The organism is Geobacillus sp. CCR (assembly GCF_052906625.1).
In genome coordinates this window covers 120,328-147,232 of record NZ_JBREBQ010000005.1, presented here as the reverse complement: position 1 = coordinate 147,232, position 26,905 = coordinate 120,328, and the positions used below count along the sequence as shown (strand labels likewise).

24 protein-coding genes, 1 pseudogene and 1 other annotated feature are annotated in these 26,905 nt (G+C 53.1%); of the genes and pseudogenes, 20 read left to right on the top strand and 5 right to left on the bottom strand.

The genetic code is table 11. From position 1 onward, the window contains the following. The first annotated feature begins 98 nt into the window (after window positions 1–98). Window positions 99–503 carry a hypothetical protein gene (locus ACVBDQ_RS04590; RefSeq protein ID WP_227412674.1) on the top strand — a complete coding sequence of 135 codons (405 nt, stop codon included), beginning with the start codon at window positions 99–101 and terminating at the stop codon, window positions 501–503. 77 nt (window positions 504–580) lie between these two features. Then, window positions 581–853, top strand: a pseudogene (locus tag ACVBDQ_RS04585) (RHS repeat-associated core domain-containing protein); the annotation flags it as partial. A gap of 272 nt (window positions 854–1,125) precedes the next feature. Here ACVBDQ_RS04585 and ACVBDQ_RS04580 read toward each other — a convergent pair. Beyond that, window positions 1,126–1,812, bottom strand: coding sequence for a Crp/Fnr family transcriptional regulator (locus ACVBDQ_RS04580; protein ID WP_446663055.1), 687 nt, complete (start codon window positions 1,810–1,812; stop codon window positions 1,126–1,128). Between the two features lie 323 nt (window positions 1,813–2,135). Between ACVBDQ_RS04580 and argC the strand changes: the two genes are divergently transcribed. The 9 genes from argC to clpB all read left to right on the top strand — a co-directional run bounded on the left by argC (window position 2,136) and on the right by clpB (window position 14,634). After that, a complete protein-coding gene (gene argC, locus ACVBDQ_RS04575) occupies window positions 2,136–3,170 on the top strand; it encodes an N-acetyl-gamma-glutamyl-phosphate reductase (protein WP_446663054.1) in 1,035 nt (344 codons plus the stop codon). A gap of 16 nt (window positions 3,171–3,186) precedes the next feature. Next, entirely contained in the window at window positions 3,187–4,419 is a 1,233-nt protein-coding gene (gene argJ / locus ACVBDQ_RS04570) for a bifunctional ornithine acetyltransferase/N-acetylglutamate synthase (RefSeq protein WP_446663053.1), read from the top strand. Window positions 4,420–4,431: 12 nt separating this feature from the next. Beyond that, a complete protein-coding gene (argB, locus tag ACVBDQ_RS04565) occupies window positions 4,432–5,208 on the top strand; it encodes an acetylglutamate kinase (RefSeq protein WP_446663052.1) in 777 nt (258 codons plus the stop codon). Continuing rightward, window positions 5,205–6,365 (top strand): acetylornithine transaminase, encoded by a 1,161-nt coding sequence (locus ACVBDQ_RS04560; RefSeq protein ID WP_446663051.1) that lies wholly within the window; start codon window positions 5,205–5,207, stop codon window positions 6,363–6,365. The genes argB and ACVBDQ_RS04560 overlap by 4 nt, the downstream gene beginning before the upstream one ends. An 88-nt stretch (window positions 6,366–6,453) precedes the next feature. Beyond that, window positions 6,454–7,518 (top strand): carbamoyl phosphate synthase small subunit, encoded by a 1,065-nt coding sequence (locus ACVBDQ_RS04555; protein ID WP_446663050.1) that lies wholly within the window; start codon window positions 6,454–6,456, stop codon window positions 7,516–7,518. Further along, on the top strand, window positions 7,511–10,639 hold the full coding sequence (locus ACVBDQ_RS04550) for a carbamoyl phosphate synthase large subunit (RefSeq protein ID WP_446663049.1): 3,129 nt from the start codon (window positions 7,511–7,513) through the stop codon (window positions 10,637–10,639). Before ACVBDQ_RS04555 ends, ACVBDQ_RS04550 begins: the two co-directional genes overlap by 8 nt. Further along, the gene (gene argF, locus ACVBDQ_RS04545) at window positions 10,636–11,574 is read left to right on the top strand and encodes an ornithine carbamoyltransferase (protein WP_011230297.1); all 939 of its coding nucleotides are present in this window, start codon (window positions 10,636–10,638) and stop codon (window positions 11,572–11,574) included. The genes ACVBDQ_RS04550 and argF overlap by 4 nt, the downstream gene beginning before the upstream one ends. Before the next feature lie 184 nt (window positions 11,575–11,758). Beyond that, a complete protein-coding gene (locus tag ACVBDQ_RS04540; RefSeq protein ID WP_011230299.1) occupies window positions 11,759–11,938 on the top strand; it encodes a YjzC family protein in 180 nt (59 codons plus the stop codon). Window positions 11,939–12,045: 107 nt separating this feature from the next. Next, window positions 12,046–14,634: an ATP-dependent chaperone ClpB gene (clpB, locus tag ACVBDQ_RS04535; RefSeq protein ID WP_446663048.1), complete on the top strand. Its 2,589-nt coding sequence runs from the start codon at window positions 12,046–12,048 to the stop codon at window positions 14,632–14,634. 262 nt (window positions 14,635–14,896) lie between these two features. Here clpB and ACVBDQ_RS04530 read toward each other — a convergent pair whose 3' ends face one another. Next, the gene (locus ACVBDQ_RS04530) at window positions 14,897–15,085 is read right to left on the bottom strand and encodes a YjzD family protein (RefSeq protein WP_011230302.1); all 189 of its coding nucleotides are present in this window, start codon (window positions 15,083–15,085) and stop codon (window positions 14,897–14,899) included. A gap of 133 nt (window positions 15,086–15,218) precedes the next feature. Between ACVBDQ_RS04530 and ACVBDQ_RS04525 the strand changes: the two genes are divergently transcribed. Continuing rightward, window positions 15,219–15,959, top strand: a complete 741-nt coding sequence (locus tag ACVBDQ_RS04525) for an alpha/beta hydrolase (protein ID WP_014195165.1) — start codon at window positions 15,219–15,221, stop codon at window positions 15,957–15,959. 165 nt (window positions 15,960–16,124) lie between these two features. On the opposite strand, the gene ACVBDQ_RS04520 is transcribed toward ACVBDQ_RS04525, so the two are convergent. Then, entirely contained in the window at window positions 16,125–16,376 is a 252-nt protein-coding gene (locus ACVBDQ_RS04520; RefSeq protein WP_237419940.1) for a hypothetical protein, read from the bottom strand. 258 nt (window positions 16,377–16,634) lie between these two features. On the opposite strand from ACVBDQ_RS04520, the gene ACVBDQ_RS04515 reads away from it, so the two are divergent. From ACVBDQ_RS04515 to ACVBDQ_RS04495, 5 genes are all read left to right on the top strand, one after another. Further along, complete coding sequence (locus ACVBDQ_RS04515; RefSeq protein ID WP_446663047.1) at window positions 16,635–17,567, top strand: beta-ketoacyl-ACP synthase III; 933 nt, start codon at window positions 16,635–16,637, stop codon at window positions 17,565–17,567. Window positions 17,568–17,607: 40 nt separating this feature from the next. Then, complete coding sequence (gene fabF / locus ACVBDQ_RS04510) at window positions 17,608–18,846, top strand: beta-ketoacyl-ACP synthase II (RefSeq protein WP_068894959.1); 1,239 nt, start codon at window positions 17,608–17,610, stop codon at window positions 18,844–18,846. A 144-nt stretch (window positions 18,847–18,990) separates the two neighbouring features. Continuing rightward, on the top strand, window positions 18,991–19,794 hold the full coding sequence (locus ACVBDQ_RS04505) for a DUF2268 domain-containing protein (RefSeq protein ID WP_011230307.1): 804 nt from the start codon (window positions 18,991–18,993) through the stop codon (window positions 19,792–19,794). 136 nt (window positions 19,795–19,930) lie between these two features. Beyond that, complete coding sequence (locus ACVBDQ_RS04500; RefSeq protein ID WP_011230308.1) at window positions 19,931–20,137, top strand: hypothetical protein; 207 nt, start codon at window positions 19,931–19,933, stop codon at window positions 20,135–20,137. 85 nt (window positions 20,138–20,222) lie between these two features. After that, window positions 20,223–20,963, top strand: coding sequence for a YjbA family protein (locus ACVBDQ_RS04495; protein WP_014195169.1), 741 nt, complete (start codon window positions 20,223–20,225; stop codon window positions 20,961–20,963). 61 nt (window positions 20,964–21,024) lie between these two features. On the opposite strand, the gene trpS is transcribed toward ACVBDQ_RS04495, so the two are convergent. After that, the gene (gene trpS / locus ACVBDQ_RS04490; protein WP_023633990.1) at window positions 21,025–22,011 is read right to left on the bottom strand and encodes a tryptophan--tRNA ligase; all 987 of its coding nucleotides are present in this window, start codon (window positions 22,009–22,011) and stop codon (window positions 21,025–21,027) included. Window positions 22,012–22,061: 50 nt separating this feature from the next. After that, window positions 22,062–22,296: a binding site (T-box leader), on the bottom strand. Between the two features lie 50 nt (window positions 22,297–22,346). Beyond that, on the bottom strand, window positions 22,347–22,721 hold the full coding sequence (locus tag ACVBDQ_RS04485) for a DUF3899 domain-containing protein (RefSeq protein WP_011230311.1): 375 nt from the start codon (window positions 22,719–22,721) through the stop codon (window positions 22,347–22,349). A gap of 422 nt (window positions 22,722–23,143) precedes the next feature. Between ACVBDQ_RS04485 and ACVBDQ_RS04480 the strand changes: the two genes are divergently transcribed. From ACVBDQ_RS04480 to opp3C, 3 genes are all read left to right on the top strand, one after another. Continuing rightward, a complete protein-coding gene (locus ACVBDQ_RS04480; RefSeq protein ID WP_023633989.1) occupies window positions 23,144–24,796 on the top strand; it encodes a peptide ABC transporter substrate-binding protein in 1,653 nt (550 codons plus the stop codon). Between the two features lie 141 nt (window positions 24,797–24,937). Then, entirely contained in the window at window positions 24,938–25,867 is a 930-nt protein-coding gene (gene opp3b, locus ACVBDQ_RS04475; protein WP_014195171.1) for an oligopeptide ABC transporter permease, read from the top strand. Beyond that, window positions 25,864–26,886: an oligopeptide ABC transporter permease gene (opp3C, locus tag ACVBDQ_RS04470; RefSeq protein WP_014195172.1), complete on the top strand. Its 1,023-nt coding sequence runs from the start codon at window positions 25,864–25,866 to the stop codon at window positions 26,884–26,886. Before opp3b ends, opp3C begins: the two co-directional genes overlap by 4 nt. Window positions 26,887–26,905 lie beyond the last annotated feature (19 nt).

Sequence of the window (26,905 nt, the reverse complement as noted above, 5' to 3'; positions counted from 1 at the left end):
TTGACTGTTTCCATTCTACCAACTTCGTGGTCTGTATGCGGAAGAAGGATCCTGACTGATGAACCGATTTCATCCAGCTAACATATTTCTGGGGTTGAGTGGAAATCACAGAAAATGGTGAAGACCCAGAATACTTTTATGAAGAATTTGGTTACTATAATTGGGTGAAACCCCCTGTTCATTTAACATCTGATCAATATGTAAATGTCCTGGAATTGGGGCCTAAGGAAAGTCCAGCTGATGCAATGTTATACAATTCGTATACAGTTATTTGGTTGCCTTCTTCCATGAAATGGGCTATATGGGGGGATAGAAATTACGGCATTTGTATTTTAGGACTTCGAGATGCGAACCATCGTGTGGATGCATGGCCGATTGTAAAAACTTGGCGTCCAATGGATCAAACGGTTCTATCATGGGTGGCGCTTAATTTTGCCAATCAACAGCTTCCGCAAGAGGTTGTCGATTCTCTTTTCTTGCATTATTCTAACGAAGCTAAGTAAAGAAGCCTCGCCTTGAACGCTAGGACAGAACAATAAGGATCCTTGATTGGCAACAAGCCTTTCAAGGTTCTTTTTTCGTGACCATTCAAGGAAGGGCAAGCACGAACGGCGATGTTATCTCCCTGACAGATGTGCAAGGAAACGTGGTGGTTCGCTACCAGTACGACACATGGGGCAAAATTCTTTCCCAATCCGGCGCCTTGGCGGAGGAAAACTCATACCGATATGCGGGGTATCAATATAACAACGAAACAGGTCTGTATTATCTGATCGCCTGGTACTATCATCCAACGCATGGCGTGTTCCTATCCCTAGATCCGGATCCGGGGGATGCGGACGATATCTTGACGCACAATGGATACACGTACGCAAATAACAATCTAGTGATGTTGATAGATCCGGATGGGCATTTCTTCTGGTTTGCCGTCAACGCGGGGGTTGCGGCGTATGGTGGATGCCAAGCCTTTAAAAAAAGGTGGTTGGAAAGCCGTGGCGATGGTTGCAGGTGCATCGTTGATAGGCAGTGTAGCTTTCAACAGCAGGGGAGTGTTTGCTTCAAAAAAGCAAAGGCCGCCCCTGAGCGCCGAGAACGGCCTTCCCTTTTATTTGCCGCACTTGCCCGTCAGTCAATGCTGCACAGCTCGGGCGGGCAGCCTTCGCAGGCGATTTCGTCACGCAAATATTGCAAGTTGTGGACGCAAATTTTTCCTTTTTGCACGGAGATGACGCCTTTTTTCCGCAAATCGCCGAGCATGCGGTTGACGACTTCACGGGCGGCGCCGCAAAAGTTGGCGAGCTCTTGGTTCGTCAGCGGCACGTCGATCAAAATGCCGTCTTCTTTCATGACGCCGTAGCTGTTGCACAAACGGATGAGCGTTGAATAGAGCGCTCCTTTTTTGCCGTGTAAAATCAAGTCGCGGAATTTCGTCTGCGTTTTGCGGAAATGGAGGCTCATCCATTTCATCAACTCGATCGCCAGCGTCGGATTGTTGGCAAGTTCTTGTTCGAGCGTCTCGCGCTTAATGGCGGAAACGACGCCGTCTTCCAGCACTTTCGCCGTCAGCATGTAGCGGGCGCCAGGGCAAAACAGCGTCAGCTCGCCGATCAAATCGCCCTCGCTGCAAATGCGCAGCGCGAGCTCCCGTCCGTCCATGTCCATTTTGCTGATTTGGATTTTCCCCGATTGGATATAGTAAATATCGTCTGCTTTTTCCCCTTCTTGAAACAAGTACGTTCCCTTCTCAAGGCGAAGATCGCGCCCAAGCGATGTAAGCCACTTCTGCCATTCACGAGATTCCATCTCGTTCATCTGATCACAACCTTACGTAAAATGTATCGCTATATAAAAGTGTACAGGAAAAAAGAGGGAAGTCAATATAAGGATAGTGGAAAGATTGAAAACTTGTTGAACATCGGTGGAATCGTTTGTGAAAGTCTTTGCATCCCGAGAACATGAGGGCGATGGAGTCAAGGATGCACCTTGGCTGCCGGGACAAATCGGTATTCGTTTCCCATAGACGGAGGGAGGGGCAAGAAAAAAATCCTCAAAAATTATTAAATATACATTTGATTTTATTTTTATACAGTATTATAATGAGAACTACATGAGGCATACGGGTGAGGGGGAACGTCATGAAAGTGGCAATCATCGGGGCGACGGGATACAGCGGCGCGGAGCTGTTCCGCTTGCTATACGGGCATCCGCACGTGAGCCAGTGCGACGTTTTCTCGTCGTCGCAGGACGGGGTTCATGTATCGGAAAGTTTCCCGCACGTCGGTTCGGTCGATGGTGCGGTGTTGCATAAACTTGAAATCGAGGCGCTTGCCAAGTATGACGCGGTCTTTTTCGCCACGCCGCCCGGGGTGTCGGGGGAGTGGGCGCCGGCGCTCGTGGATCGGGGAGTGAAAGTGATCGATTTATCGGGCGATTTCCGGTTGAAAGACGGCGCGGTGTACGCACAATGGTATGGGCGCGAGGCGGCGCCATCTGCGTATTTAGAGCGGGCGGTGTACGGATTGACCGAGTGGAACCGCGAGGCGGTGCGCGGAGCCGTGCTCCTATCCAATCCGGGCTGCTATCCGACAGCGACGCTGCTTGGCTTGGCGCCGCTTGTCAAAGAAGGATTGATTCAGGAAGACTCGATCATCGTGGACGCCAAATCGGGCGTATCGGGCGCGGGACGGAAAGCCGGGCTCGGGACACATTTTTCCGAAGTGAACGAAAACGTGAAAATTTATAAAGTGAACGCCCACCAGCACATTCCGGAAATTGAACAAGCGCTGCAGACGTGGAATGAAGCGGTGGCGCCGATCACGTTCAGCACTCATTTGATTCCGATGACAAGGGGCATTATGGCGACGATTTATGCGAAGGCGAAACAATCGATTTCGCCAAACGACTTGGTAGATTTGTATAAAACAAGTTATGAAGGTTCGCCGTTTGTCCGCATCCGTCAACTTGGACAGTTTCCAGCGACAAAAGACGTGTACGGCTCAAATTATTGCGACATCGGCCTCGCCTACGATGAGCGGACGGGACGGGTGACGGTCGTGTCGGTGATCGACAACTTGATGAAAGGCGCTGCCGGGCAGGCGGTGCAAAACTTCAACTTGATGATGGGTTGGGATGAGGCGGAGGGCCTCCGATCCTTGCCGATCTATCCGTGAGGGAAGGGGAAAAACGATGACGATCACAAAACAAACGGGGCAAGTGACGGCGGTCGCCGATGGAACAGTGGTTACGCCGAAAGGATTTCAAGCGGCCGGGGTGAATGCCGGGCTGCGCTATTCGAAAAACGATTTAGGGGTTATTCTATGCGACGTGCCTGCTTCGGCGGCGGCGGTGTATACGCAAAGCCATTTTCAGGCGGCGCCGCTCAAAGTGACGCAGGCGAGCCTCGCTGTAGAACAAAAATTGCAGGCGGTCATCGTCAACAGCGCGTACGCGAACGCCTGCACCGGTGCGCAGGGGCTTCGCGACGCCTATGAAATGCGCGAGCTGTGCGCGAAACAGTTTGGCCTGGCGCTGCACCATGTGGCCGTCGCTTCAACGGGCGTGATCGGGGAATATTTGCCGATGGAAAAAATTCGCGCGGGCATCGAAAAGCTTGTTCCAGGGGCGACGATGGCGGATGCTGAGGCGTTTCAAACGGCGATTTTAACGACCGATACGGTGATGAAGCGCGCCTGTTACCAAACGACCGTCGATGGGAAAACGGTCACCGTCGGCGGGGCGGCGAAAGGATCGGGGATGATCCATCCGAACATGGCGACGATGCTCGCGTTCATTACGACCGATGCCAACATTTCTTCGGCGGTGCTGCATGATGCGCTCCGGTCGATTACCGATGTATCGTTCAATCAAATTACCGTCGATGGCGATACGTCGACGAATGACATGGTTGTGGTGATGGCAAGCGGTCTTGCCGGAAATGACGAGCTGACGCCGAATCATCCGGATTGGGAACACTTTTACGAGGCGCTGCGGAAAACGTGCGAAGACTTGGCGAAGCAAATCGCCAGAGACGGCGAGGGGGCGACGAAGCTCATTGAAGTGCGCGTGCGCGGCGCGAAAACGGACGATGAGGCGAAAAAAGTCGCGAAGCAAATCGTTGGCTCCAACTTAGTGAAAACGGCCGTTTACGGCGCGGATGCCAACTGGGGGCGGATCATCGGCGCGATCGGCTATGCGGACGCTGACGTTGATCCGGACAATGTTGATGTCGCGATCGGGCCGATTGTGATGCTGAAAGGAAGCGAGCCGCAGCCGTTCTCGGAAGAAGAAGCGACGGCGTATTTGCAACAAGAGACGGTCGTCATTGAGGTGGATTTGCACTTGGGCGATGGCTTCGGCGTCGCGTGGGGCTGCGACTTGACGTACGATTATGTGAAAATCAACGCCAGCTATCGGACGTAAGGAGAGAGAAAGATGGGGAAAACGGTCGTCATCAAATGCGGCGGCAGCGTGCTCGATGAGCTGTCTCCCGCCTTTTTTGCCAGCGTCAGAACGATGCGGGAACAAGGGATGGATGTCGTCATCGTCCACGGCGGCGGGCCGGAAATCGGACAGATGCTCAAAACGCTTCGCGTGCCGAGCGAGTTTGTCAACGGCTTGCGGAAGACGACGAAAGACGTGCTCGCCGTTGTGGAAATGGTGCTCTCCGGCAAAGTGAACAAACAGCTTGTCGCGATGCTCAGGCAGCACGGTTTGCCCGCGGTCGGTGTTTCCGGCGTGGACGGGGGGCTGCTCGAAGCTGAACCGATTGACTTTGCTAAACTTGGCTATGTCGGCCGTGTGAAAACCGTTCGTTCCCAGCTGTTGCGCACGCTGCTTGCGGCGGGCTACATCCCGGTCATTTCCCCGCTTGGCATCGATCAAAACGGGCAAACATACAACATTAACGCCGACACGGCGGCTGGGGCGGTCGCAGCGGCCATCGGCGCCAGCCAGCTCGCGTTTGTGACGAACGTGCCCGGCATTTTGCGAGACGGCGCGCTCGTGGCCGAGGCGACGGCGGAAACGATTGAACGACTGATCGAAGACGGCGTCATCACTGGCGGGATGATTCCGAAAGTGAAAGCAGCGCTGTCCGCCTTGTCCGATGCGCTGCCCGAGGTGATGATCGTCAGCGGCAAAACGACGTTTTACCAGAACGGAACATGGCACGGCACAACGATTCGCAAAGAAGTGGGGGTATATTTATGAGCGCGCTGTTTCCGACATACAACCGTTGGAAGATCGCCGTCCAAGCCGCGGAAGGGACGGTTGTGACCGATGTGAATGGAAAACAATATCTCGACTTTGTCTCCGGCATTGCCGTCTGCAATCTCGGCCATCGCCATCCGCACGTCCAAAAGGGCATTGAACAACAGCTGAATCAATATTGGCACGTATCGAACTTGTTTACGATTCCGATTCAAGAAGAGGTCGCCTCCTTGCTTGTCGCCCACAGCGCCGGCGATTATGTTTTTTTCTGCAACAGCGGGGCGGAAGCGAACGAGGCGGCGCTGAAGCTGGCGCGCAAACATACCGGGAGACACAAAGTCATTACGTTCCGCCAGTCGTTTCACGGCCGCACGTTCGCGACGATGGCGGCGACCGGGCAGGAGAAAGTGCATAGCGGTTTTGGTCCGCTGCTTCCGGAATTCATTCACTTGCCGCTGAATGATGTCGACGCGCTCAAGCAGGCGATGAGCGAAGAAGTGGCGGCAGTCATGCTTGAAGTCGTCCAAGGGGAAGGCGGCGTCCGCCCGGTGGATCCGGCGTTTTTGCAAATAGCGTCGGAGCTGTGTCAACAGTACGGGGCGCTTTTGATCATCGACGAAGTGCAAACCGGCATCGGCCGGACCGGGAAGCCGTTTGCGTACCAGCATTTCGGCGTGGAGCCCGACATCATCACCGTGGCGAAAGGACTTGGAAGCGGCATTCCGGTTGGGGCGATGATCGGCAAAGCGTTTTTGAAAGAGTCGTTTGGGCCTGGCGTGCACGGGTCGACGTTTGGCGGCAACCCGATCGCGATGGCCGCTGCCAAGGCGACGCTTGAAGTTGTGTTCGATCCGGTATTTTTGCAAGAAGTGCAGGAGAAAGGCCGCTATTTGCTTGAGCGCCTCCATGACGCGCTCGCCCCGCTTGACATCGTCAAGGACGTGCGCGGGCTCGGGTTGCTGGTCGGAATCGAGTGCCAAACGGACGTCGCACCGCTGTTGCCATTGATTCACGAAAACGGCTTGCTCGTCCTTTCGGCGGGGCCGAACGTGATCCGCCTGTTGCCGCCGCTTGTCGTGACGAAAGCGGAAATCGATGAAGCGGTGGACATTTTGACAAACGTGTTGAACAACGCCAACGCCTCAGCCGTCTTGTAAACGGACGGCCGACGGCTTAATTTTTATTCCTGTTCATGCATAAAAATTCCTGAACGGTTATAAAAACTCAAACGATGAGGTGGCGCCAATGAAAGCGTATTTGCATGTGGCGAGCGGAAAAACGTTCAGCGGGGAGCTCGCCGCTCCGCTTGAAGAAAAGGTGAGCGGGGAGATCGTTTTTTTCACCGGCATGACCGGGTATCAAGAAGTGTTGACCGACCCGTCGTATAAAAACCAAATCATCGTTTTTACGTACCCGCTCATCGGCAATTACGGCATCAACGAAGATGATTTTGAAAGCAAGCGGCCGCACGTCGAAGCGGTCGTCGTCTACGAAGCGAGCCGAGAAGGGTTTCATTACGGGGCGAAATACAGTCTGGCGGAATACTTGCAGCATTGGAACATTCCGCTTCTCACGCATGTGGACACGCGCGCCCTTGTGAAAGAAATCCGCACCGCTGGAACGATGATGGCGGAATTAAGTTTGTCGCCGATTTCAGCCGTTGGAGGCGAGGAAGCAGTATTTCCCGTGCGCGCGGTGTCAACGAAAACGATCGAAACATACGGCGAAGGCGGCCCGCATTTGGTGCTCGTCGATTTCGGCTATAAAAAATCGATTTTGCAGTCGCTTCTTGCGCGCGGCTGCCGGGTGACGGTCGTGCCGCATGATACGGCGCCGGAAGCGATTGACGCGCTGAAACCGGACGGGCTTGTCCTCTCGAACGGCCCGGGCGATCCGAAACAGTTAAGCCATCAGCTTCCCGCTATCCGTCAGCTGATCGACCGGTATCCGACGCTTGCGATCTGCCTTGGCCATCAGCTTGTCGCCTTAGCGTACGGGGCGGATACGGAAAAACTCCGCTTCGGGCACCGCGGCGCCAATCAGCCGGTGTGGGACGCCGGGAAGCAAAAAGTGATGATGACATCGCAAAATCATAGTTACGTCGTCAAAGAGGAAAGCTTGGCGGGCAAGCCGTTTGACATCCGCTTCATCAACGTCAACGACGGCTCGGTCGAAGGCATCGTCCATCGCCATAAACCGATTTTGTCGGTGCAATACCATCCGGAGGCGCATCCGGGGCCGCAAGATACCGGCTATATTTTCGACGAATTTTTGCAAACCGTGTTCAAGGGAGAGAACGTGTATGCCTAAAGATTCTTCGCTTCAGTCGATTCTCCTGATCGGGTCGGGGCCGATCGTCATCGGCCAGGCCGCCGAGTTTGATTATTCCGGCACACAAGCGTGCATCGCCTTAAAGGAAGAAGGATATCGCGTCATTTTAGTGAACAACAATCCGGCGACGATCATGACCGATGAAGTTCATGCCGATGCCGTGTATTTTGAACCGCTCACCGTCGATGCGGTCGAAGCGATTATTGCCAAAGAACGCCCGGACGGGCTGCTCGCCACGTTCGGCGGCCAGACAGGGCTCAACTTGGCGTTTCAGCTGCATGAAGCCGGCGTGCTTGAAAAGTATGGGGTGAGACTGCTCGGAACACCGATTGAAGCGATCAAGCGCGGGGAGGACCGCGAAGCGTTCCGCGCGTTAATGCATGAGCTTGGCGAACCAGTGCCGGAAAGCGAAATTGTTACAAGCGTCGAGGAAGCGGTCGCGTTCGCCGAACAAATCGGTTTTCCGATCATTATTCGTCCTGCGTATACGCTCGGCGGGACGGGCGGCGGCATTGCCGAAAACATGGAGCAGTTTCTCGCGCTCGTAGAAAAAGGATTGAACGAAAGCCCGATTCATCAATGTTTGATCGAACGGAGCGTCGCCGGGTTTAAGGAAATTGAATATGAAGTGATGCGCGACCAATCGAATACGTGCATTACCGTTTGCAATATGGAAAACGTCGATCCGGTCGGCATTCATACAGGAGATTCGATCGTCGTTGCACCGTCGCAGACGTTGACCGATGAGGAGTACCAAATGCTCCGTTCGTCGGCGGTGAAGATCATTTCCGCCTTAGGGATCATCGGCGGCTGCAACATTCAGTTCGCCCTTGACCCGAACAGCAAACAATATTACTTGATTGAAGTCAACCCGCGTGTCAGCCGCTCGTCAGCGCTGGCGTCCAAGGCGACCGGCTACCCGATCGCCCGCATTGCGGCGAAGCTCGCGGTCGGCTATACGCTTGCGGAACTCGTCAACCCGGTGACGAAAACGACGTACGCCAGCTTTGAACCGGCCTTGGACTATGTCGTCGTCAAGTTTCCGCGCTTGCCGTTTGACAAGTTTCCGCATGCGGATCGGAAACTCGGCACGCAAATGAAGGCGACCGGGGAAGTGATGGCGATCGACCGCAACATGGAGCGGGCGTTTCAAAAAGCGGTGCAGTCGCTCGAAGGCAAAAACAACGGACTGTTGTTGCCGGAGCTTTCGGTGAAAACGAATGATGAGCTGAAACAGCTGCTTGTCGACAAAGACGACCGCCGCTTTTTCGCCATTTTGGAACTGCTCCGCCGCGGGGTGGCGGTTGAAGCCATTCACGAATGGACGAAAATCGACCGCTTTTTCCTTTGCTCGTTCGAGCGGCTTGTCGCCCTTGAAAAACAGGCAGCGGCTGCAACGTTGGACACGATTGAGGAGCAAACGTTCCGTTTCTTGAAAGAAAAAGGATGTAGCGACGCCTTTTTAGCCGAAACGTGGGGCGTGCCGGAGCTTGACGTGCGCAACAAGCGGAAGGAACTTGGCATCGTGCCGTCATACAAAATGGTCGACACGTGCGCGGCCGAATTTCATTCAGAAACGGATTATTACTACTCGACTTATTTCGGCGAAGACGAGCGAAAACAACCGAGCGGCAAAGAGAAAGTGCTGATCATCGGAGCCGGACCGATCCGCATCGGCCAAGGCATTGAGTTTGACTACAGCTCCGTTCATAGCGTGTTCGCCTTGCAAAAAGAGGGCTATGAAACGGTGATGATCAACAACAATCCGGAAACGGTGAGCACCGACTTTGCCGTCGCCGACCGTCTGTACTTTGAACCGCTGACGCTTGAGAGCGTCCTCGATGTTATCGAAGCGGAACAAATCAAGCATGTCATCGTTCAATTTGGCGGTCAGACGGCGATCAATTTGGTCAAAGGACTCGAAGAAGCAGGTGTGCCGCTGCTTGGCGTCACGTACGATATGATTGACCAGCTCGAGGACCGCGATCGTTTTTACCAGTTGCTTGAGGAGCTTGACATCCCGCACGTACCGGGCTTGGTGGCGAACAATGCCGAGGAGCTCGCCGCCAAAGCGGCTGAGATCGGCTGCCCAGTGCTGCTTCGTCCGTCGTATGTCATCGGGGGCCGCGGCATGTTTATCGTCCATAGCGAGGCGCAGCTCGCTGCTTTGATCGAGCAAGGCGAGTTGACCTATCCGATTTTGATTGATGCGTATTTGGACGGGAAAGAGGCAGAAGCGGACATCGTGACGGATGGAACAGACATCGTGTTGCCGGTCATCATTGAACACGTCGAAAAAGCCGGCATCCACTCCGGTGACAGCTATGCTTGGCTGCCGGCGCAGACGCTCACAGGTGAAGAAAAAGCGAAAATCATCGACTATGCGGGCCGGATTGCGAAAAAACTCGGCTTTAAAGGAATTATGAACATTCAATATGTCATTGCGGACGGCAATGTATATGTTCTGGAAGTGAACCCGCGCGCGAGCCGGACGGTGCCGATCGTCAGCAAAACGACCGGCGTGCCGCTGGCGCAAATTGCGACAAAATTATTGCTTGGGAAATCGCTCGTCGACATCGTGGACGAAAAAGCGCGCGGCTTGGCGGTCATGCCGTACGCCGTGTTAAAGTATCCGGTCTTTTCGACCCATAAGCTGCCGGGGGTTGACCCGGTGGTTGGGCCAGAGATGAAATCGACCGGCGAAGGCATCAGCATCGCCGCAACGAAGGAGGAAGCGGCGTATAAAGCGTTTTATCCGTATTTGCAAAAGAAAGCGAACGCGAACGAGGTCTACGTCATCGGCAACATCGACGCCGAGCTGGAGGCGGAGATGACGGCGAAACAGCTGACCATCGTCGCTGATGTCCCGTTTGCCGATTGGGTGAAGCGCGACACGGCGCTCGCGGTGATCGACTTGGGCAAAGAGGAAGGCGAAGCGAACAAACGAATGACTGCGTTGTCCCGACAATTGCTCGTCTTCACGGAACGTGAGACATTGAAGCTCTTCTTGCAGGCGCTCGATGTCGATCATCTTGATGTGCAGCCGATCCATGGCTGGTTGGAAAAGAAAAAACAGGCAGAACAGGCGGTGATCGCATGAATGCAGTGATGTCATTAAAAGGGAGAGATTTTTTAACGCTTCTTGATTTCTCGACAGAAGAAATTTTGGACTTGCTGGCGTTAGCAGCTGATTTAAAAGCGAAACAAAAAGCCGGTGTATCGTATACGCCGCTTTCCGGGAAAACAATGGCGATGATTTTTGAAAAGCCGTCAACGCGCACGCGCGTGTCGTTTGAAGTCGGCATGATTCAGCTTGGCGGCCAGGCGATGTATTTAAACGGAAACGATTTGCAGCTTGGCCGCGGCGAAACGATCGCCGATACGGCCCGCGTCTTGTCGCAATACGTCGATGTCATTATGATTCGCACATTTGCCCATCAAAAAGTCGAGGAGTTGGCCGAATATGCGTCCGTTCCGGTCATCAACGGCCTGACGGACGACGATCATCCGTGCCAGGCGTTGGCGGATTTGCTGACGATTTATGAAGTGAAGAAAACGTTCCAAGGCGTCAAGCTCGCCTATGTCGGCGACGGGAACAACGTCGCCAACGCCTTGCTTGTGGCCGCGGCGAAAGTCGGCATGGATGTCGCCATCGCCTGTCCACCGGGCTATGAGCCAAAGAAAGAATATGTCGAGGCGGCGTGCCGGATCGGTGAACAGACAGGCGCCGCCGTCACGGTGACGCACGACCCGCTTGTGGCGGTGGCGGGGGCGGATGCGATTTATACGGATGTCTGGACGAGCATGGGCCAAGAAAGCGAAAGTGCTGAGCGGCTGCAAGTATTTCAGCCGTATCAAGTCAACGAAGAGCTCGTCAAAGCGGCAAAACCGGATTATCTCTTTTTGCATTGCCTGCCGGCCCATCGCGGCGAAGAAGTGACGGCCGGCGTCATGGACGGCCCGAACTCGGTCGTCTTTGAGCAGGCCGGCAACCGGCTTCATGCGCAAAAAGCGATTTTGTTGTCCGTTTTATAGCAAAGGGGGAATTCCCGTTTCGGGAGTTCCTTTTTCACTTTGAAAAGGATTTCGAGGGGAGAGCTCCTTTTCGTTGTGAACAGCTTGGCGTTCCGTTTGCGATCCTCCATCATTTTCCTTCTTATGAACAGCGATGAAACCGGGCATGATAACAAATGCAATCGAAGCAAGGGGGATGAAACAAATGGGCCAACCGCGCCATTTCAAACCAGGCGATAAAGCGCCGAACAACGGCGTGTATATTGAAATCGGCGAAACGGGAGACAATGTAAAGCACCCGAAAAAGCTGAAACTGAAAGCCGGCGATACGTTTCCAGAAACGTCGAACCATAACCGGCATTGGACGTATTTGCGCAAACCGTGAAGCAGAACAAAAGCCATTCCAAGCATGGAGTGGCTTTTCATTTGCCGTGCGCTTTGCGATCCGCTATAATGATTTATGGTCAAAGAAGGTCAAATGGAGGGGACGGCATGGACGCAAGCCGTTTGACGGAAAAACTGCAAGAGGCGCTTATGGCGGCGCAGTCGCTCGCCAAAGAGCGGCATCATCAACAGCTTGATGTCGAACATCTTCTGCTGGCGCTCCTCGAGCAAGAAGATGGCTTGGCGCCGCGGCTGTTTGCCCTTTGCGGCGCCGACCGCGCTCAGGCGATCCGCTGGCTGCAAGACCGGCTTCGCCAAAAGCCGGAAGTGCACGGAGCGGGAGAGGGACAGATGTACGTTGCGCCTGCCTTGGCGCGGCTGCTTGAGGGGGCGGAAAACGAAGCGAAACGAATGCAAGATGAGTACATATCGGTCGAACATGTGCTGCTCGCGCTGTCTCATGGCGCCGAGCCGGTTGCCCGGCAACTGGCATCGTTTGGCTTGACAGAGGAAGCACTGGTAGAAGCCGTGAGAAAGGTAAGGGGGAATCAACGCGTGACGAGTCCACATCCGGAAGCAACCTATGAAGCGTTGGCCAAATACGGGCGCGATCTTGTCGCCGAGGCGAAGGCGGGAAAAATCGACCCGGTCATCGGCCGCGACAGCGAAATTCGCCGCGTCATCCGCATTTTGTCGCGGAAGACGAAAAACAACCCGGTGCTGATCGGTGAGCCGGGCGTTGGGAAGACCGCTATTGTCGAGGGGCTCGCCCAGCGCATCGTGCGCAAAGACGTCCCGGACGGGTTGAAAGACAAAACGATTTTCGCTCTTGACATGAGCGCGCTCGTCGCCGGAGCGAAGTTTCGCGGTGAGTTTGAAGAGCGGCTGAGGGCTGTATTGAACGAAATTAAAAAAAGCGAGGGCCGCATCATCTTGTTTATCGACGAGCTGCACACGATCGTTGGCGCCGGCCGGGCCGAAGGGGCGATCGACGCCGGCAATATGTTAAAGCCAATGCTCGCCCGCGGCGAGCTGCGCTGCATCGGGGCGACGACGCTTGATGAGTACCGACAATACATCGAAAAAGACCCAGCGCTCGAACGCCGCTTCCAGCAAGTGCTCGTCCAAGAGCCGACCGTCGAGGATACGATTTCGATCTTGCGCGGATTGAAAGAGCGATACGAAGTGCACCATGGCGTGAAAATTCACGACCGGGCGCTCGTCGCGGCCGCGGTGTTGTCCGACCGCTACATCTCGGATCGCTTTTTGCCTGACAAAGCGATCGATCTCGTTGATGAGGCGTGCGCAACGATCCGGACGGAAATGGAATCAATGCCGTCCGAGCTTGATGAAGTGATGCGCCGCGTCATGCAGCTGGAAATTGAAGAGGCGGCGTTAAGCAAAGAGACGGATGAAGCGAGCCGCGAGCGGCTGGCGGCATTGCAAAAAGAACTCGCTGACTTGCGCGAAAAAGCGAATGCCATGAAAGCGCAATGGCAACAAGAGAAAGAGGCGCTTGACCGTGTCCGCCGCGTGCGCGAGGAACTTGAGCGGGCGAAGCGTGAGCTCGAGGACGCGGAAAACGACTACGATTTAAACAGGGCGGCCGAGCTGCGTCATGGACGGATCCCGCAGCTTGAGAAGCAGCTCAGGCAGCTCGAGCAAGAAATCAGCGAGCAACGGGAAGGAAAATTGCTGCGCGAGGAAGTGACGGAAGAAGAGATTGCCGAAATCGTGTCACGCTGGACTGGCATTCCGCTCACCCGCCTCGTCGAGGGAGAGCGGGAAAAGCTGCTTCGCCTTCATGAATTGCTGCATAGACGGGTCATCGGTCAAGACGAAGCGGTCGAGCTTGTCGCCGACGCCATCTTGCGGGCGCGGGCCGGCATGAAAGACCCGAACCGCCCGATCGGATCGTTTTTGTTCCTCGGACCGACCGGCGTCGGCAAAACGGAGCTGGCCAAAGCGCTGGCCGAGGCGCTGTTTGACAGCGAGGAGCAGCTCATTCGCCTCGATATGTCCGAATACATGGAAAAACATGCTGTCTCCCGTTTGATCGGGGCGCCGCCCGGCTATGTCGGCTATGAGGAAGGCGGCCAGCTGACCGAGGCAGTGCGGCGCAAGCCGTATTCCGTTCTGTTGTTCGATGAAATCGAAAAAGCTCATTCGGACGTGTTCAACATCCTGCTGCAGCTGCTCGATGACGGACGGCTCACCGACTCGCACGGGCGGACGGTCGATTTTAAAAACACAGTCGTCATTATGACATCGAACATCGGCTCGCCGCTGTTATTGGAACACAAAGACGACGACATCGATGAACAGACGCGCAGCCAAGTGTTTGACCAACTGCGCGCCCATTTCCGCCCAGAATTTTTAAACCGGATCGACGATATCGTCTTGTTTAAGCCATTGTCGATGAATGAAGTGAAAGGCATCATCGAAAAGTTCGCCCGCGAGCTGTCGGCCCGTTTGGCCGATCGGCATATCGAACTCGTGCTGACCGAAGCGGCGAAGCAATACATCGCCGAAGCGGGCTTCGACCCAGTATACGGCGCCCGCCCCTTAAAGCGGTTTATGCAAAAGCAGATCGAAACGCCGCTTGCGAAAGAGCTGATCGCTGGGCGGGTGAAAGATTACAGCACCGTCACGGTCGATGCCGAAAACGGCCGGCTTGTCATTCGCCCGTCAGCGTGAAACGAGTCGAAGAGGCGGGGGATGGCCGGGGGAAGAGACGCGCTTCTTGCTGGCAGCGTCAAACGTTTTTATGCCCCCATAAAGCCCATCCCATTGAGCATTGTGGGGCACGTGGCCGGCTGCAGAAAACACCAACCTACACCCATCAAGATGGAATCCCTCCTCGACTTACGCCTATATACGTGTTGGAATGGGGCTTCTCGATGACAAAAACAACGCCTTGGGACTTTCACCCCAAGGCGTTGTCTTATGAAGCGAATGATCAATGATGGTGATCCCCGGCCGGCTCGTCCGGAATCAGGGCTGCAATCACGAAGACTAAGATCGTCACGATGACGCCAAGCAAAGCACCGGTTGCGAAGTTATAGCCGATCCCTTGCATCGAGCCCATGACGTACGTTGCCATTTGCACGAGCAAAAACGTCCAAAAAAACGTCCAAAACAAGCGCATCTTTGTTCCTCCCATCTTCTCGTCATTCCTTTTCTTATCTTATCACAATTTGTCACGTAGGCATATACCCGGACGTTTTTTTTGGCCGCGCATATCGTATACTGTACCATTATGCATTGCCAAACAAGGGTGAATGGAAACGATGGCAGGACAACGGCGGTTTTTTCAACTCGATGAGCAATGGTGCATCGTTCATGTGCCGGAGCGCCCAAATGGGTTTGCCCTTTTTTTAATGGGCGACGGCGACCATTTTGTGAACGAACAGACGAGTTTTTGGCTCGAGCATCCGGGGCGGCGCCAATGGCTGGAAGATTGGTTGGAACGTGGGTATACGGTCTTTTCGTCCCATTTGTACGGCCGGCATTGGGGAAGCCCGAAGGCGGTCCGGCTGGCGCGCCAGCTCATTTACTCGGTGTTGAAAAGCGAAATTGTGAACCAGCGCATCTATATCGTTGCCGAAGGAATGGGCGCGCTCGTTGCTTTGCAACTGCTTGGCGCCATGCCAAGTCAAATCCGCGCCGTCGCCATGATCAACCCTTGCCTTGACGTACGCGCCCAGCTTGACTATGAACAGGAACATCCATTCGTGTACCGGCGGATGGTGAGGGAAATCGCGACTGCCTATGGCTTGAAAGAAGAGGAGGTGCCCGAGGCTGTTCCGTCCCTCTTTCTCAGTCCTCATGACGTTCCGGTGACGATTTGGCAGCTGGCCGGAGTGAGCCCGTATCCATCCGCCTTGCATAGCCGTAAATATGAACAATGGATGAAAACGACAAACAACCGGGTGCGCGTCGTTTACGAGCTGCCGGAGAAACGGCGCCAACTGGCTCGGCAAATCGGACAATTTTTCTGCCAATACAATGAACTCCCGTAAACGACAAGGGCAGGAGCTGACTCAAAAGCTCCTTTTTGATGAAATTTCACCCAAGTATTGAAAAGACCACCTCTGACCCCCGTGGTTGTACCGGGTTTTCAAGGTGGTCTATTTTTCCATGTTGCCTCAGATAGGGGTATTACCGCTTTTTTGGATCAGCCTCTGCTATTTTTTCAATAAGTCGACGAGCGAGGTGATCTTTTTCACGAGCGGTTTTAATTGTTGCAATGAGTCGGCTAGCGTATTGACGTTTTCAAACAGCTTCATGAAATCGATGTTCGGCAGTAAAGGTGGTTCTGCCCCGCTCCCTTGATCTTCGCGCTCGCCGGTTGTGCGAGAAGGAAAAGATCCGAACATTAGGCGGGAAAAATGGTCTTGCCGTTCGCGATGCTGTTCTTGTGCTTCGCCGTTGGCCATGGGCGATCCTCCCTTTCATGCGATGGTCGCTCGTATTTGTATTGTATGGCAGAAAGGAAAAAGCGGTTTGGACAAATGCCTTAGGGGAACGGAAAACGCTGGTTCAACTTTCGTTTTTTATTGCGCATCCACGCTCTTTCGGCTAAAATTAGTACCAAGTAATAATAATTGGTGATGTAGACTGATTGTACATTCAAGTTTGGTTGTCAGCGTGAGCGTTTTTTTGCCATTTTGGGAAAGAAAGAGGAGATGAATGATATGGGAGCAGGAATTATCGGGGTCGGCCGCTATGTGCCGGAAAAAGTGTTGACCAACTTTGATTTGGAAAAAATGATGGATACATCGGATGAATGGATCCGGACGCGCACCGGGATCGAGGAGCGCCGCATCGCTCCGGATGACATCGATACGTCCCATATGGCGTATTTTGCCGCAGAAAGGGCGCTTCAAGACGCTGGCATGGAGGCGAAGGATATTGATCTCATTTTAGTTGCCACCGTCACCCCGGACCGTCCGTTTCCGTCGGTCGCTTGCATGCTGCAAGAGCGGCTTGGCGCCGTCAACGCCGCTGCGCTTGATATTAGCGCTGCCTGCGCGGGGTTTATGTACGGGATGGTCACGGCCGCCCAATTTATTGACACAGGCACCTACAAGTATATATTAGTAGTGGGGGCAGACAAACTATCGAAAATCACCGATTGGACCGACCGCAACACGGCGGTGCTGTTCGGCGATGGCGCCGGAGCGGTCGTCATGGGTCCGGTGTCGCCCGGGCGCGGGATTTTATCTTTTGAGTTGGGAGCTGACGGAACAGGAGGAAAACATTTATACAAAGACGAATATATCGTCATGAACGGTCGTGAAGTATTCAAGTTCGCCGTCCGGCAAATGGGAGAATCAAGCGTGCGTGTGCTTGAAAAAGCCGGGCTCACGAAAGACGATGTCGACTTTCTCATTCCTCATCAAGCGAACATTCGCATCGTCGAAGCGGCCAGACAGCGGCTCGAGCTGCCGGAAGAGAAAATATCGACGACGATCCGCCGATATGGCAACACGTCGGCCGCATCTATTCCGATTTCGCTTGTAGAAGAGTTGGAAGCGGGCAAAATCCATGACGATGATCTCATCATTATGGTCGGATTCGGCGGCGGGCTGACGTGGGGCGCGATCGCTTTGCGCTGGGGCCGTTAACGGCACGTATATTATCGAAATAAAAGGAGAGACGGAAACGATGGAAAAAAGACGAGTCGTCGTGACAGGCATAGGCGCCGTCACCCCGCTTGGGAATGACGCAGAAACGACGTGGAAAAACATTATCGCCGGCCAGTCCGGCATCGACATTGTCACCCGCGTCAATCCGGACGACTTTCCGGCGAAAGTGGCGGCGGAAGTGAAAGACTTCGATCCGTCGCTGTTTATCGACCGCCGCGAGGCGCGGAAGATGGACCGATTTACCCAATTCGCCGTCGCTGCGGCGCTCATGGCGGTCAAAGATGCCAATCTCGACATTAATGAAAGCAACGCTGAACGGGTCGGTGTTTGGATTGGTTCTGGCATCGGCGGCATGGAGACGTTTGAACAGCAGTTTGAGATTTTCCAGCAGCGCGGTTATCGCCGAGTGAGCCCGTTTTTCGTGCCAATGATGATCCCGGATATGGCCGCTGGGCAAGTATCGATCATCCTCGGAGCGAAAGGGATCAATTCGTGCACGGTGACCGCTTGCGCGACCGGGGCGAACTCGATCGGTGATGCGTTTAAAGTCATTCAGCGCGGCGACGCCGATGTCATGATCACCGGCGGGACGGAAGCGCCGATTACGAAAATGTCGTTCGCCGGTTTTTGCGCCAATACGGCTCTTTCAACCAATCCAGATCCAAAAACGGCGAGCCGCCCATTTGACAAAAAACGCGACGGTTTCGTCATGGGTGAGGGAGCAGGCATCGTTGTTCTTGAGGAATTGGAGCACGCGTTGCGCCGCGGCGCGAAGATTTACGCAGAAATTGTCGGTTACGGTGCGACCGCCGATGCGTACCATATCACCGCGCCGGCTCCGGGCGGCGAAGGCGGCGTGCGGGCGATGCGCCAAGCGCTTCATGACGCTGGCCTGGAGCCGGAGGAGATCGATTACATCAACGCCCACGGCACGAGCACCGAGTACAATGATAAGTATGAGACGGCGGCGATCAAAGAAGTATTCGGCGATCATGCCTATAAGCTCGCCGTCAGCTCGACGAAGTCGATGACTGGGCATTTGCTCGGGGCGACCGGCGCGGTGGAAGCGATTTTCTCCGTGCTGGCGATCCGCGACGGCATCATTCCGCCGACGATCAACTACGAAACACCGGATCCGGAATGCGACCTCGACTATGTGCCGAATGAAGCGCGCAAGCAAGACGTGCGTGCGGTCTTAAGCAACTCATTTGGATTTGGCGGCCATAATGCGACATTGATTTTTAAAAAATATGTGTAATGGATGAAAAGGAGAGCCTTGGTTGAGCAGAGCTGAAAACGCGTGACTAACGGCGGGTTCGGTTCAGCGTCAGGCTCTCTTTTTTGTTTTGTTTCACCGTCTTTTCCCTGCCGACATAACGTAAGAGAAAAGGAGGGAAAAGCGATGGGATTGCTTCCGACCGATCGATGGCTTGAAGAGGATGAAGGCGATCCGCTCCGGTTGTGCGCACGGTTGGCGCCGCTTTTTGGCAAGATGCCGGCGCGTGAGATTTACAGCTATTTACGGCTGTATGGCATGTACCGAAGCACTCGGCAGGCCGAGCGGCTTTTGCCGGAGATGAAAGAGCGCCGTCTTTGGGAACGTCTTGGCCGTTTGTATGAACGGCAACGGGGGATATGGAAGGGACCGGACGTTCCGGTATTTTTGCTGCCGGCCGATGACGAAAACCGGAAGCTTGTGCGCGAATTCCAAGGAAAAGGCGGGGTGGCGTTTGCTGATAAATTGTTTTTCTTCTTGCTGCCGGATCATGGCGACGAGGAGATCGCCGCGTTGGTGGCGCATGAATACAACCATGTATGCCGTCTCAAGCAGTTGCCGAACGAAGGCGAAGATGCGACGTTGCTGGATGCAGTCGTTATGGAAGGATTGGCGGAGCATGCCGTCGCCGAGACAGTCGGCGTCAAGCAGTGTGCGGGATGGACGAAGTATTACACCGATCGGGAGATGGAACGGTTTTGGCGGCGTTATATTGTCCCGAACCAACATTTGCCCGTTTCGCATCCGCATACTTCCCGCATTTTGTACGGGCTTGGATGGCATCCGAAAATGGGGGGCTATGCCGTTGGGTATGCCATCATCCGTCGTTGCCTAGAAAGAGGCTATTCGCTCGCCCAATTGATGAAGATGGAAGCGAAAGACATCGCGGAGTTGGCGGGCTTTTCAGGCAAACAGCAAGGAGCGTCTTAGCTCGAAACCGCATGGCGACCGCCGCTGTCCGGTTATCACAAGAATCTTAGGGGCATCGGGCGCAAACAGGCATGTTGTCCATGGCGCCGACATATATGTAGAACAAGGACGTGGACAAGAAGGAAGGGAAAGCCCGGTGGTCCGCCTGTTTTTTTATTTGGTCGGTTTCGGTTTTTCAGTCGTCGGCGGCATGATGGTGATCGCCTATTTGAACATCATCACTCCAGAGCGTGGTTTTAGCGAATACTTATCTTATATTTCGACAAGGGTGGAATGTTATTTATTCCCTATTGGCCTTCTTTTGATGTGGGGGAGCTTGACGTTTCCAAGCCGCAGCCCCTAGAGGGGAAAAGAGGACGAAATGGAATAAAATTCTCCCCCTCTGCCTATACTGATGGACAAACACGTCTGGAAGTGAGGGGTCTCGCATGCTTTATCTGCACGACATTTGGGTCAACTGGTTTGAAGGAGAAGAGAACGGATACAACGTCTGCCATTTCCATGAATGGCGCAAGGACGATCAAATCGAGCTGCTCGACCAAGTGCCGCTGTTAAAAGTATCCCCGGCCCTGTTTCATTACATTGAAAACAGCTTGTCCGATCTTCCAAAACCGCTGCTAGACGATGTACATCAGAAGGCGTATGTCCGCAAAAACCATGAACGCATTCAGCTGGACTATTGTTTCGTTGTCACGGACGGCGCCGGCGTTTTGGCTGTCGATACAATCGGTTATCAAATCCCGATTCGCAAAAGCCGTCTCATTCCGCGTCAGGAACAACTCGTCTACGAAATGGCGGCCGAAGCGGAGGAACGGGACTATCCGCTGCCGAGGTATGAAAAAGAATACCACATTTTATCGCCGGCTCCGGAACTGATGTGCGGACTCACGCGCAAAGAGCGGCAGTTGAAACAGCTGTTGTTTATGGCGCTTGACCAGCTTTATTCGACAAAAAATGCTGCCCAGATGCGCTATTGGTATACGGAATGGGCGCCGGAAAAATACGCCGCTATTCAAAAAATGTCTTTTGATGAAGCGTGGGAACAATTGTATAACGAGACGAAATACGGGTGGTCCGAACGGCATGAGCAGCTGTGCGAAAACTTGATCAAAGGGCAGCCATTTTTCGAAAAACTGTGGGAAATGGAGCAAGAACCAAAAGTCAATTAAAAAACGGGCCAAGGCGATAGGCGCCTGCCCGTTTTTGTATGGCTTCGCTGGATGCGGCTATTTACCGCCGCCGCCCGAGCCCCATGGCTTGCTCCATTTTGCGCACCATTTCCGATGCAACCCGATTTGCTTTTTCCGCCCCTTCATCCAACACGCGGTCAAGCTCCTCGCTTTCCATCCAATGGTGATACCGCTCTTGAATCGGTCGAAGCGTTTCGATGACGACTTGAGCGAGGTCTGCTTTGAAGACGCCGTATCCTTTTCCTTCGTATTGCCGCTCCAACTCCTCGATCGATTGACCGGATAGCGTCGAATAAATATTGAGCAAGTTCGAAATGCCTGGCTTCGCTTCTTTGTCGTAGCGAATCGTTCCTTCCGAGTCGGTGACCGCGCTTTTGATCTTCTTCTCGATCGTTTTCGCATCGTCAAGCAGTGTGATGTACGCTTTCGGGTTGGGGTCGGATTTGCTCATTTTTTTCGTCGGGTCGACAAGCGACATGATGCGGGCGCCGACTTTCGGAATGCGCGCCTCAGGGATCGTGAACAGCTCGCCATACCGTTTGTTGAAGCGCTCGGCCAGATCCCGCGTCAATTCGATATGCTGCTTTTGGTCTTCGCCGACCGGGACGATGTCGGTGTTATAAAGCAAAATGTCAGCGGCCATCAGCGGCGGGTACGTGAGCAGCCCGGCGCTGACCGCCTCTTTGCCGGCCGATTTTTCTTTAAATTGCGTCATCCGCTCAAGTTCGCCGATATAAACGATGCACTGCAGCATCCAAGCGGCTTGAGCGTGCGCCGGCACTTCTGACTGGATGAACAACGTCGCTTGCGTCGGGTCGATGCCGACTGCTAAATACAAAGCGGCGAGGCGGCGGATGTTTTGCCGCAGTTCGTGTGGGTCTTGCCAAACGGTAATGGCGTGTTGGTCAACGATGCAAAAATAGCAGTTGTATTCATGCTGCAGCTCGACAAACTGCCGCAGCGCCCCGATGTAGTTGCCAAGGGTGATGACGCCGCTTGGCTGAATGCCGGAAAAAATGGTTTTCATCGATCTTCACTCCCTCAAGCAAAAAATAAAAAAGGCCCTGCCAGCCCTCTGATAGGGACGGTAGGACCGCGGTGCCACCCTACTTATTGCGCCGACAAGCGCAATCGCTCAGCCCATGCTTAGCGCATGGCCCCCTGTAACGCGGGGAAACGTCCTCGCCTACTGCGTCGCCGGTTCGGCGGGAAGCTCGAAAGCCCATTCCATATGGCTAGCCGCTTGTTCGCACCGTCCACAAGCTCTCTGAAGGCATCGCCAATATGTACTCTTCTTTCTCATCGCTCGGTTGATCCTAGATTTGCCTTATATTATACGGAAAACATTCAGCTGTTGCAACCTTATTGCACGGCATATCCGGCGGCAATCATCGCCAGAAACAGAAGCAGACCAGAAAAGAGAAGCGGATACGTGATGGCGAAACGCCGCGGACCGAGCAGCTCATCCGATTCATGTTCTGCTGCCGCTTCCTCAAGATACCGCTCCACCTTCGTTCGATTCCTGCGCAATCGGCGAAACCCGTATGCGAATCCGCTGAAAAACCCGCGTTCATAAACAAACAAAAGCCCGCCAAGCGACAGAGGCAAAAGGGAGAGCAAAAACGAAACGTTAATAAAGGCCACCGTACTCCATGCTCCTTGCCCTATTACGATGAGTGCGCTTGCCGCCAGCATCGCGGCGACGAGCCATCCAGTCCGCACAGCCGTTTGTTTCATATCGTCTGTTCCCGCCTTTCCCTTCTCACTGCTTATTTTATCATAAATCATGTGGGCGGGAAGATTGTCAAAATTATTAACAAAATTATATTAAAAATATAGAAGAAATCTGGAAGTTCAGGAGAGATTTGCTTCGCAGCTGAGAGAAAGGGCAAAAAAATTATATTGTAAGCGCTTTCTTTTTTGTAGGCAGAAATTTTTTATTTGCAATGGTGACAAAAGTCAGCACAACACGGATGGAAATGCAAGCTGATCCTCATCCCACTTATAAGTAGTTTGAAATTTTTTTATTTAAGAAAATAAAAAAATCCTTTTCAAATATACTAACACAGGATATAATAAGCGATGTAAGTACAATCTTCTGAAATCAAATGGTTCAGAAGATTTGTAATACACTACATAAACCTAAGGGGGGTTTTTTAGTGAAGAAGCGATTTTCTTTCTTCCTCGTCCTGCTTCTCGCGCTGTCAACGTTCCTCGCGGCTTGCGGCGGGGGCAAGGACAACGACAACGCCCAAGGCGGCCAGGGCGGCGAAAAGCCGGCGGAGAAAAAGGAGCAGGTGCTGAACTTGCTTGAAACATCAGAGATTCCATCGCTTGATCCGGCGCTCGCTACGGACCAAGTATCGTTCATCGTTTTGAACAACGTCATGGAAGGTCTTTACCGTTTAGGGAAAGACAATAAGCCTGTGCCAGGGGTAGCGGAAAGCTACACGGTAAGCGAAGACGGCAAAACGTATACGTTTAAGCTTCGTCAAGATGCGAAATGGTCAAACGGCGATCCGGTGACGGCGCACGACTTCGTGTTCGCATGGAGACGAGTGCTTGACCCGAAAACGAAAGCGGAGTATGCGTACATTATGTACGACATTAAAAATGCTGCAGCAGTCAATACGGGCAAATTGCCAGTTGACCAGCTCGGCGTCAAAGCTCTCGATAATTACACGCTCCAAGTCGAGCTTGAAAACCCGATTCCGTATTTCATCAGCTTGACGGTATTCGGTACGTTCATGCCGCAAAACGAAAAATTCGTTAAAGCCCAAGGCGACAAATACGGTTTGGAAGCCAATACGACGCTGTACAACGGCCCGTTCGTCTTAAGCGAATGGAAGCATGAGCAAGGCTGGACGTATGCGAAAAACCCGAACTACTGGGATAAAGATACGGTCAAGCTGGAAAAAATCAACGTCAAAGTCGTAAAAGAGACCGCAACAATGGTAAACCTTTACGACACGAAAAAAGCGGATCGCGTTATCCTAAGTGCGGAGTTTGTTGATAAATATAAAAACGACAAAAATTTCCACACGTATCTTGAACCATCGATTTTCTGGCTGCGCATGAACACGAAGAAAGAACCGTTGAACAACGTCAACGCTCGCAAAGCGATCGCGATGGCTATCGATAAAGAGGCGATGGTGAACACGTTGTTCAACAACGGCTCGGTTGTGGCCAACTATGCGGTTCCGAAAGACTTCGTCACCGGTCCGGACGGCAAAGACTTCCGTGACGCTAACGGCGATTTAGTGTCGTACAATGTGGACGAAGCGAAAAAATTGTGGGAGCAAGCGAAAAAAGAGCTTGGCAAAGATAAATTCACTATTGAATTGTTAAACTATGACGACGACGTCGCGAAGAAAGTCGGCGAATACTTAAAAGAACAGCTTGAAAAGAACTTGCCTGGCCTTACGGTCAACATTAAACAACAGCCGTTCAAACAAAAACTTGAGCTAGAAAGCAATATGCAGTATGAACTATCCTTCTCTGGCTGGGGTCCGGACTATCAAGACCCGATGACGTTCCTTGATCTGTGGACGACAAATAACCCGCACAACCAAACGGGCTGGTCGAATGCTGAATATGACAAGCTGATTAAAGATGCGAAAACGACGCTGCTTGGCGACTTGCAAGCCCGTTGGGACGCAATGTTGAAAGCAGAAAAAATCCTCTTTGAAGAAATGCCAATTGCTCCGCTGTATCAACGCGGCCGTGCGTATTTGCAACGTGAATACGTAAAAGACATTGTTATTCATTCATTTGGTGGAGATTATAGCTATAAATGGGCGTATATCGAGTAACCGTTCTCTAGGAGGTGCGGAGGAGAGTATATGCAAGGGCATATACTCTCCTTTTGCCTGCCAAGGCGAAAAATGTCGAAAAAACTTGAAGATTGAAATACCATTGGTATTAAACAGGAAATAAACAGAGGAGGTGCAGCCATGGCGCGGTATACGATTCAGCGGCTCGTATATATGGTGATTACGCTGTTTATTATTGCGACCGTGACGTTCTTTTTGATGAAGCTGTTGCCCGGTTCGCCGCTGCAAAACCAAGAAAAATTGACCCCAGAGCAGCGAGCCATCATTTTGAAAGAATATGGGCTCGACAAACCAGTGCCTGTCCAATACGTTCAATATTTAGGCAACTTGTTAAAAGGAGATTTGGGTGTTTCGTTCCAGTATGACAACCGGCCGGTAACAGAGTTGATCGGCGACCGGATCGGCCCGTCGGCCCAGCTTGGGTTCCAGGCGATCGTCTTGGGCACGCTCGTCGGTTTAGTGCTCGGCATTTTGGCGGCTATTCGCCATAACAGTTGGGGAGATTATACAGCCACGGTCATTGCAGTCATCGGGATTTCCGTTCCGTCGTTCGTGTTGGCCGGATTTCTGCAGTATTTCATCGGTGTTAAACTGCAATGGCTGCCGGTCGCGTTTTGGGAAGGGTTTAAGTATACGATTATGCCGACGTTGGCGCTGTCTGTCGGCGTCATTGCCAACACCGCCCGCTTTATGCGTACGGAAATGCTTGAGGTGCTGTCATCCGATTATATTTTAACAGCCCGCGCGAAAGGGATTAGCAATGCGGGGGTCATCATCAAGCATGCGATCCGCAACTCGCTCATTCCAGTTATCACAATTCTCGGACCGATGGCGGTCAACTTAATGACGGGAACGCTCGTCATCGAGAAAATTTTTGCCGTTCCCGGTCTCGGCGAGCAGTTTGTCCGTTCGATCGAGCTGAACGACTACCCTGTCATTATGGGCACTACGTTGTTTTATTCGGCGTTATTGATTTTTGTCATTTTTATCGTTGATATTCTCTATGGGATTGTCGACCCACGCATTCGTTTAGCGGGAGGGAAAAAATGATGGCGAAACAACAATACGACCAGCTTTCACCGGAATGGTTTCAGCCCGCCCCGCCGAACGTCGGCGAGCAGGAAAAAATCAGCCGCCCAAGTTTGACGTTTTGGCATGACGCTTGGCTTCGCCTGCGCGAAAACAAAGCGGCGATTGCCGGGCTGACCATGATTATCATTTTAGCGTTATTGGCGATTTTTGCCCCAATGGCAAGTGAACGTTCCTATAAAGAGCAAAACTTAAGCCATGCGAAACTGCCGCCCAAAGTTCCGGTGTTGGAGCATATTAGCTGGCTGAATTTAGACGGGAAGGACGCCAATGGCGTTGATGTATATAAACAGCGCGGCGTGAAAGAGTACTATTGGTTTGGCACCGACGATTTAGGCCGCGACCTGTGGGTGAGAACATGGTATGGCACGCGCATCTCGCTGTACATCGGTTTGTTGGCCGCGTTGATCGATTTGTTCATCGGCATTGCCTATGGCGGCATTTCCGGCTATTATGGCGGCCGGGTCGACAATGTGATGCAGCGGATCATCGAAATTTTAAACGGGATTCCGTATTTGATCGTCGTCATTTTATTTATCTTAATTTTTGAGCCGGGGATTATTTCGATCACGCTGGCGATGGTCATCACCGGCTGGACGACGATGGCGCGCATTGTCCGCGGGCAAATATTGAAGCTAAAAAATATGGAATATGTGCTGGCCGCACGGACGCTCGGGGCGTCTAATTCACGGCTTATTTTTAAACATTTAATCCCGAACGTGATGGGGCCGATCATTATTACGACCATGTTTACGATTCCTACGGCGATTTTTACCGAGGCGTTTTTAAGTTTTATCGGTCTTGGCATCCGTCCGCCGGAAGCGTCGCTCGGTTCGCTCGTCAGCGAGGGATTTAAGTCGATTCAGACATATCCGCATTTGATTATTATCCCATCGATTGTCATCAGCTTGCTCATTTTAAGCTTTAACTTAGTGGCCGACGGGCTGCGCGATGCGCTCGACCCGAAAATGCGCAAATAACCGACGGAAGGGGTGAAAC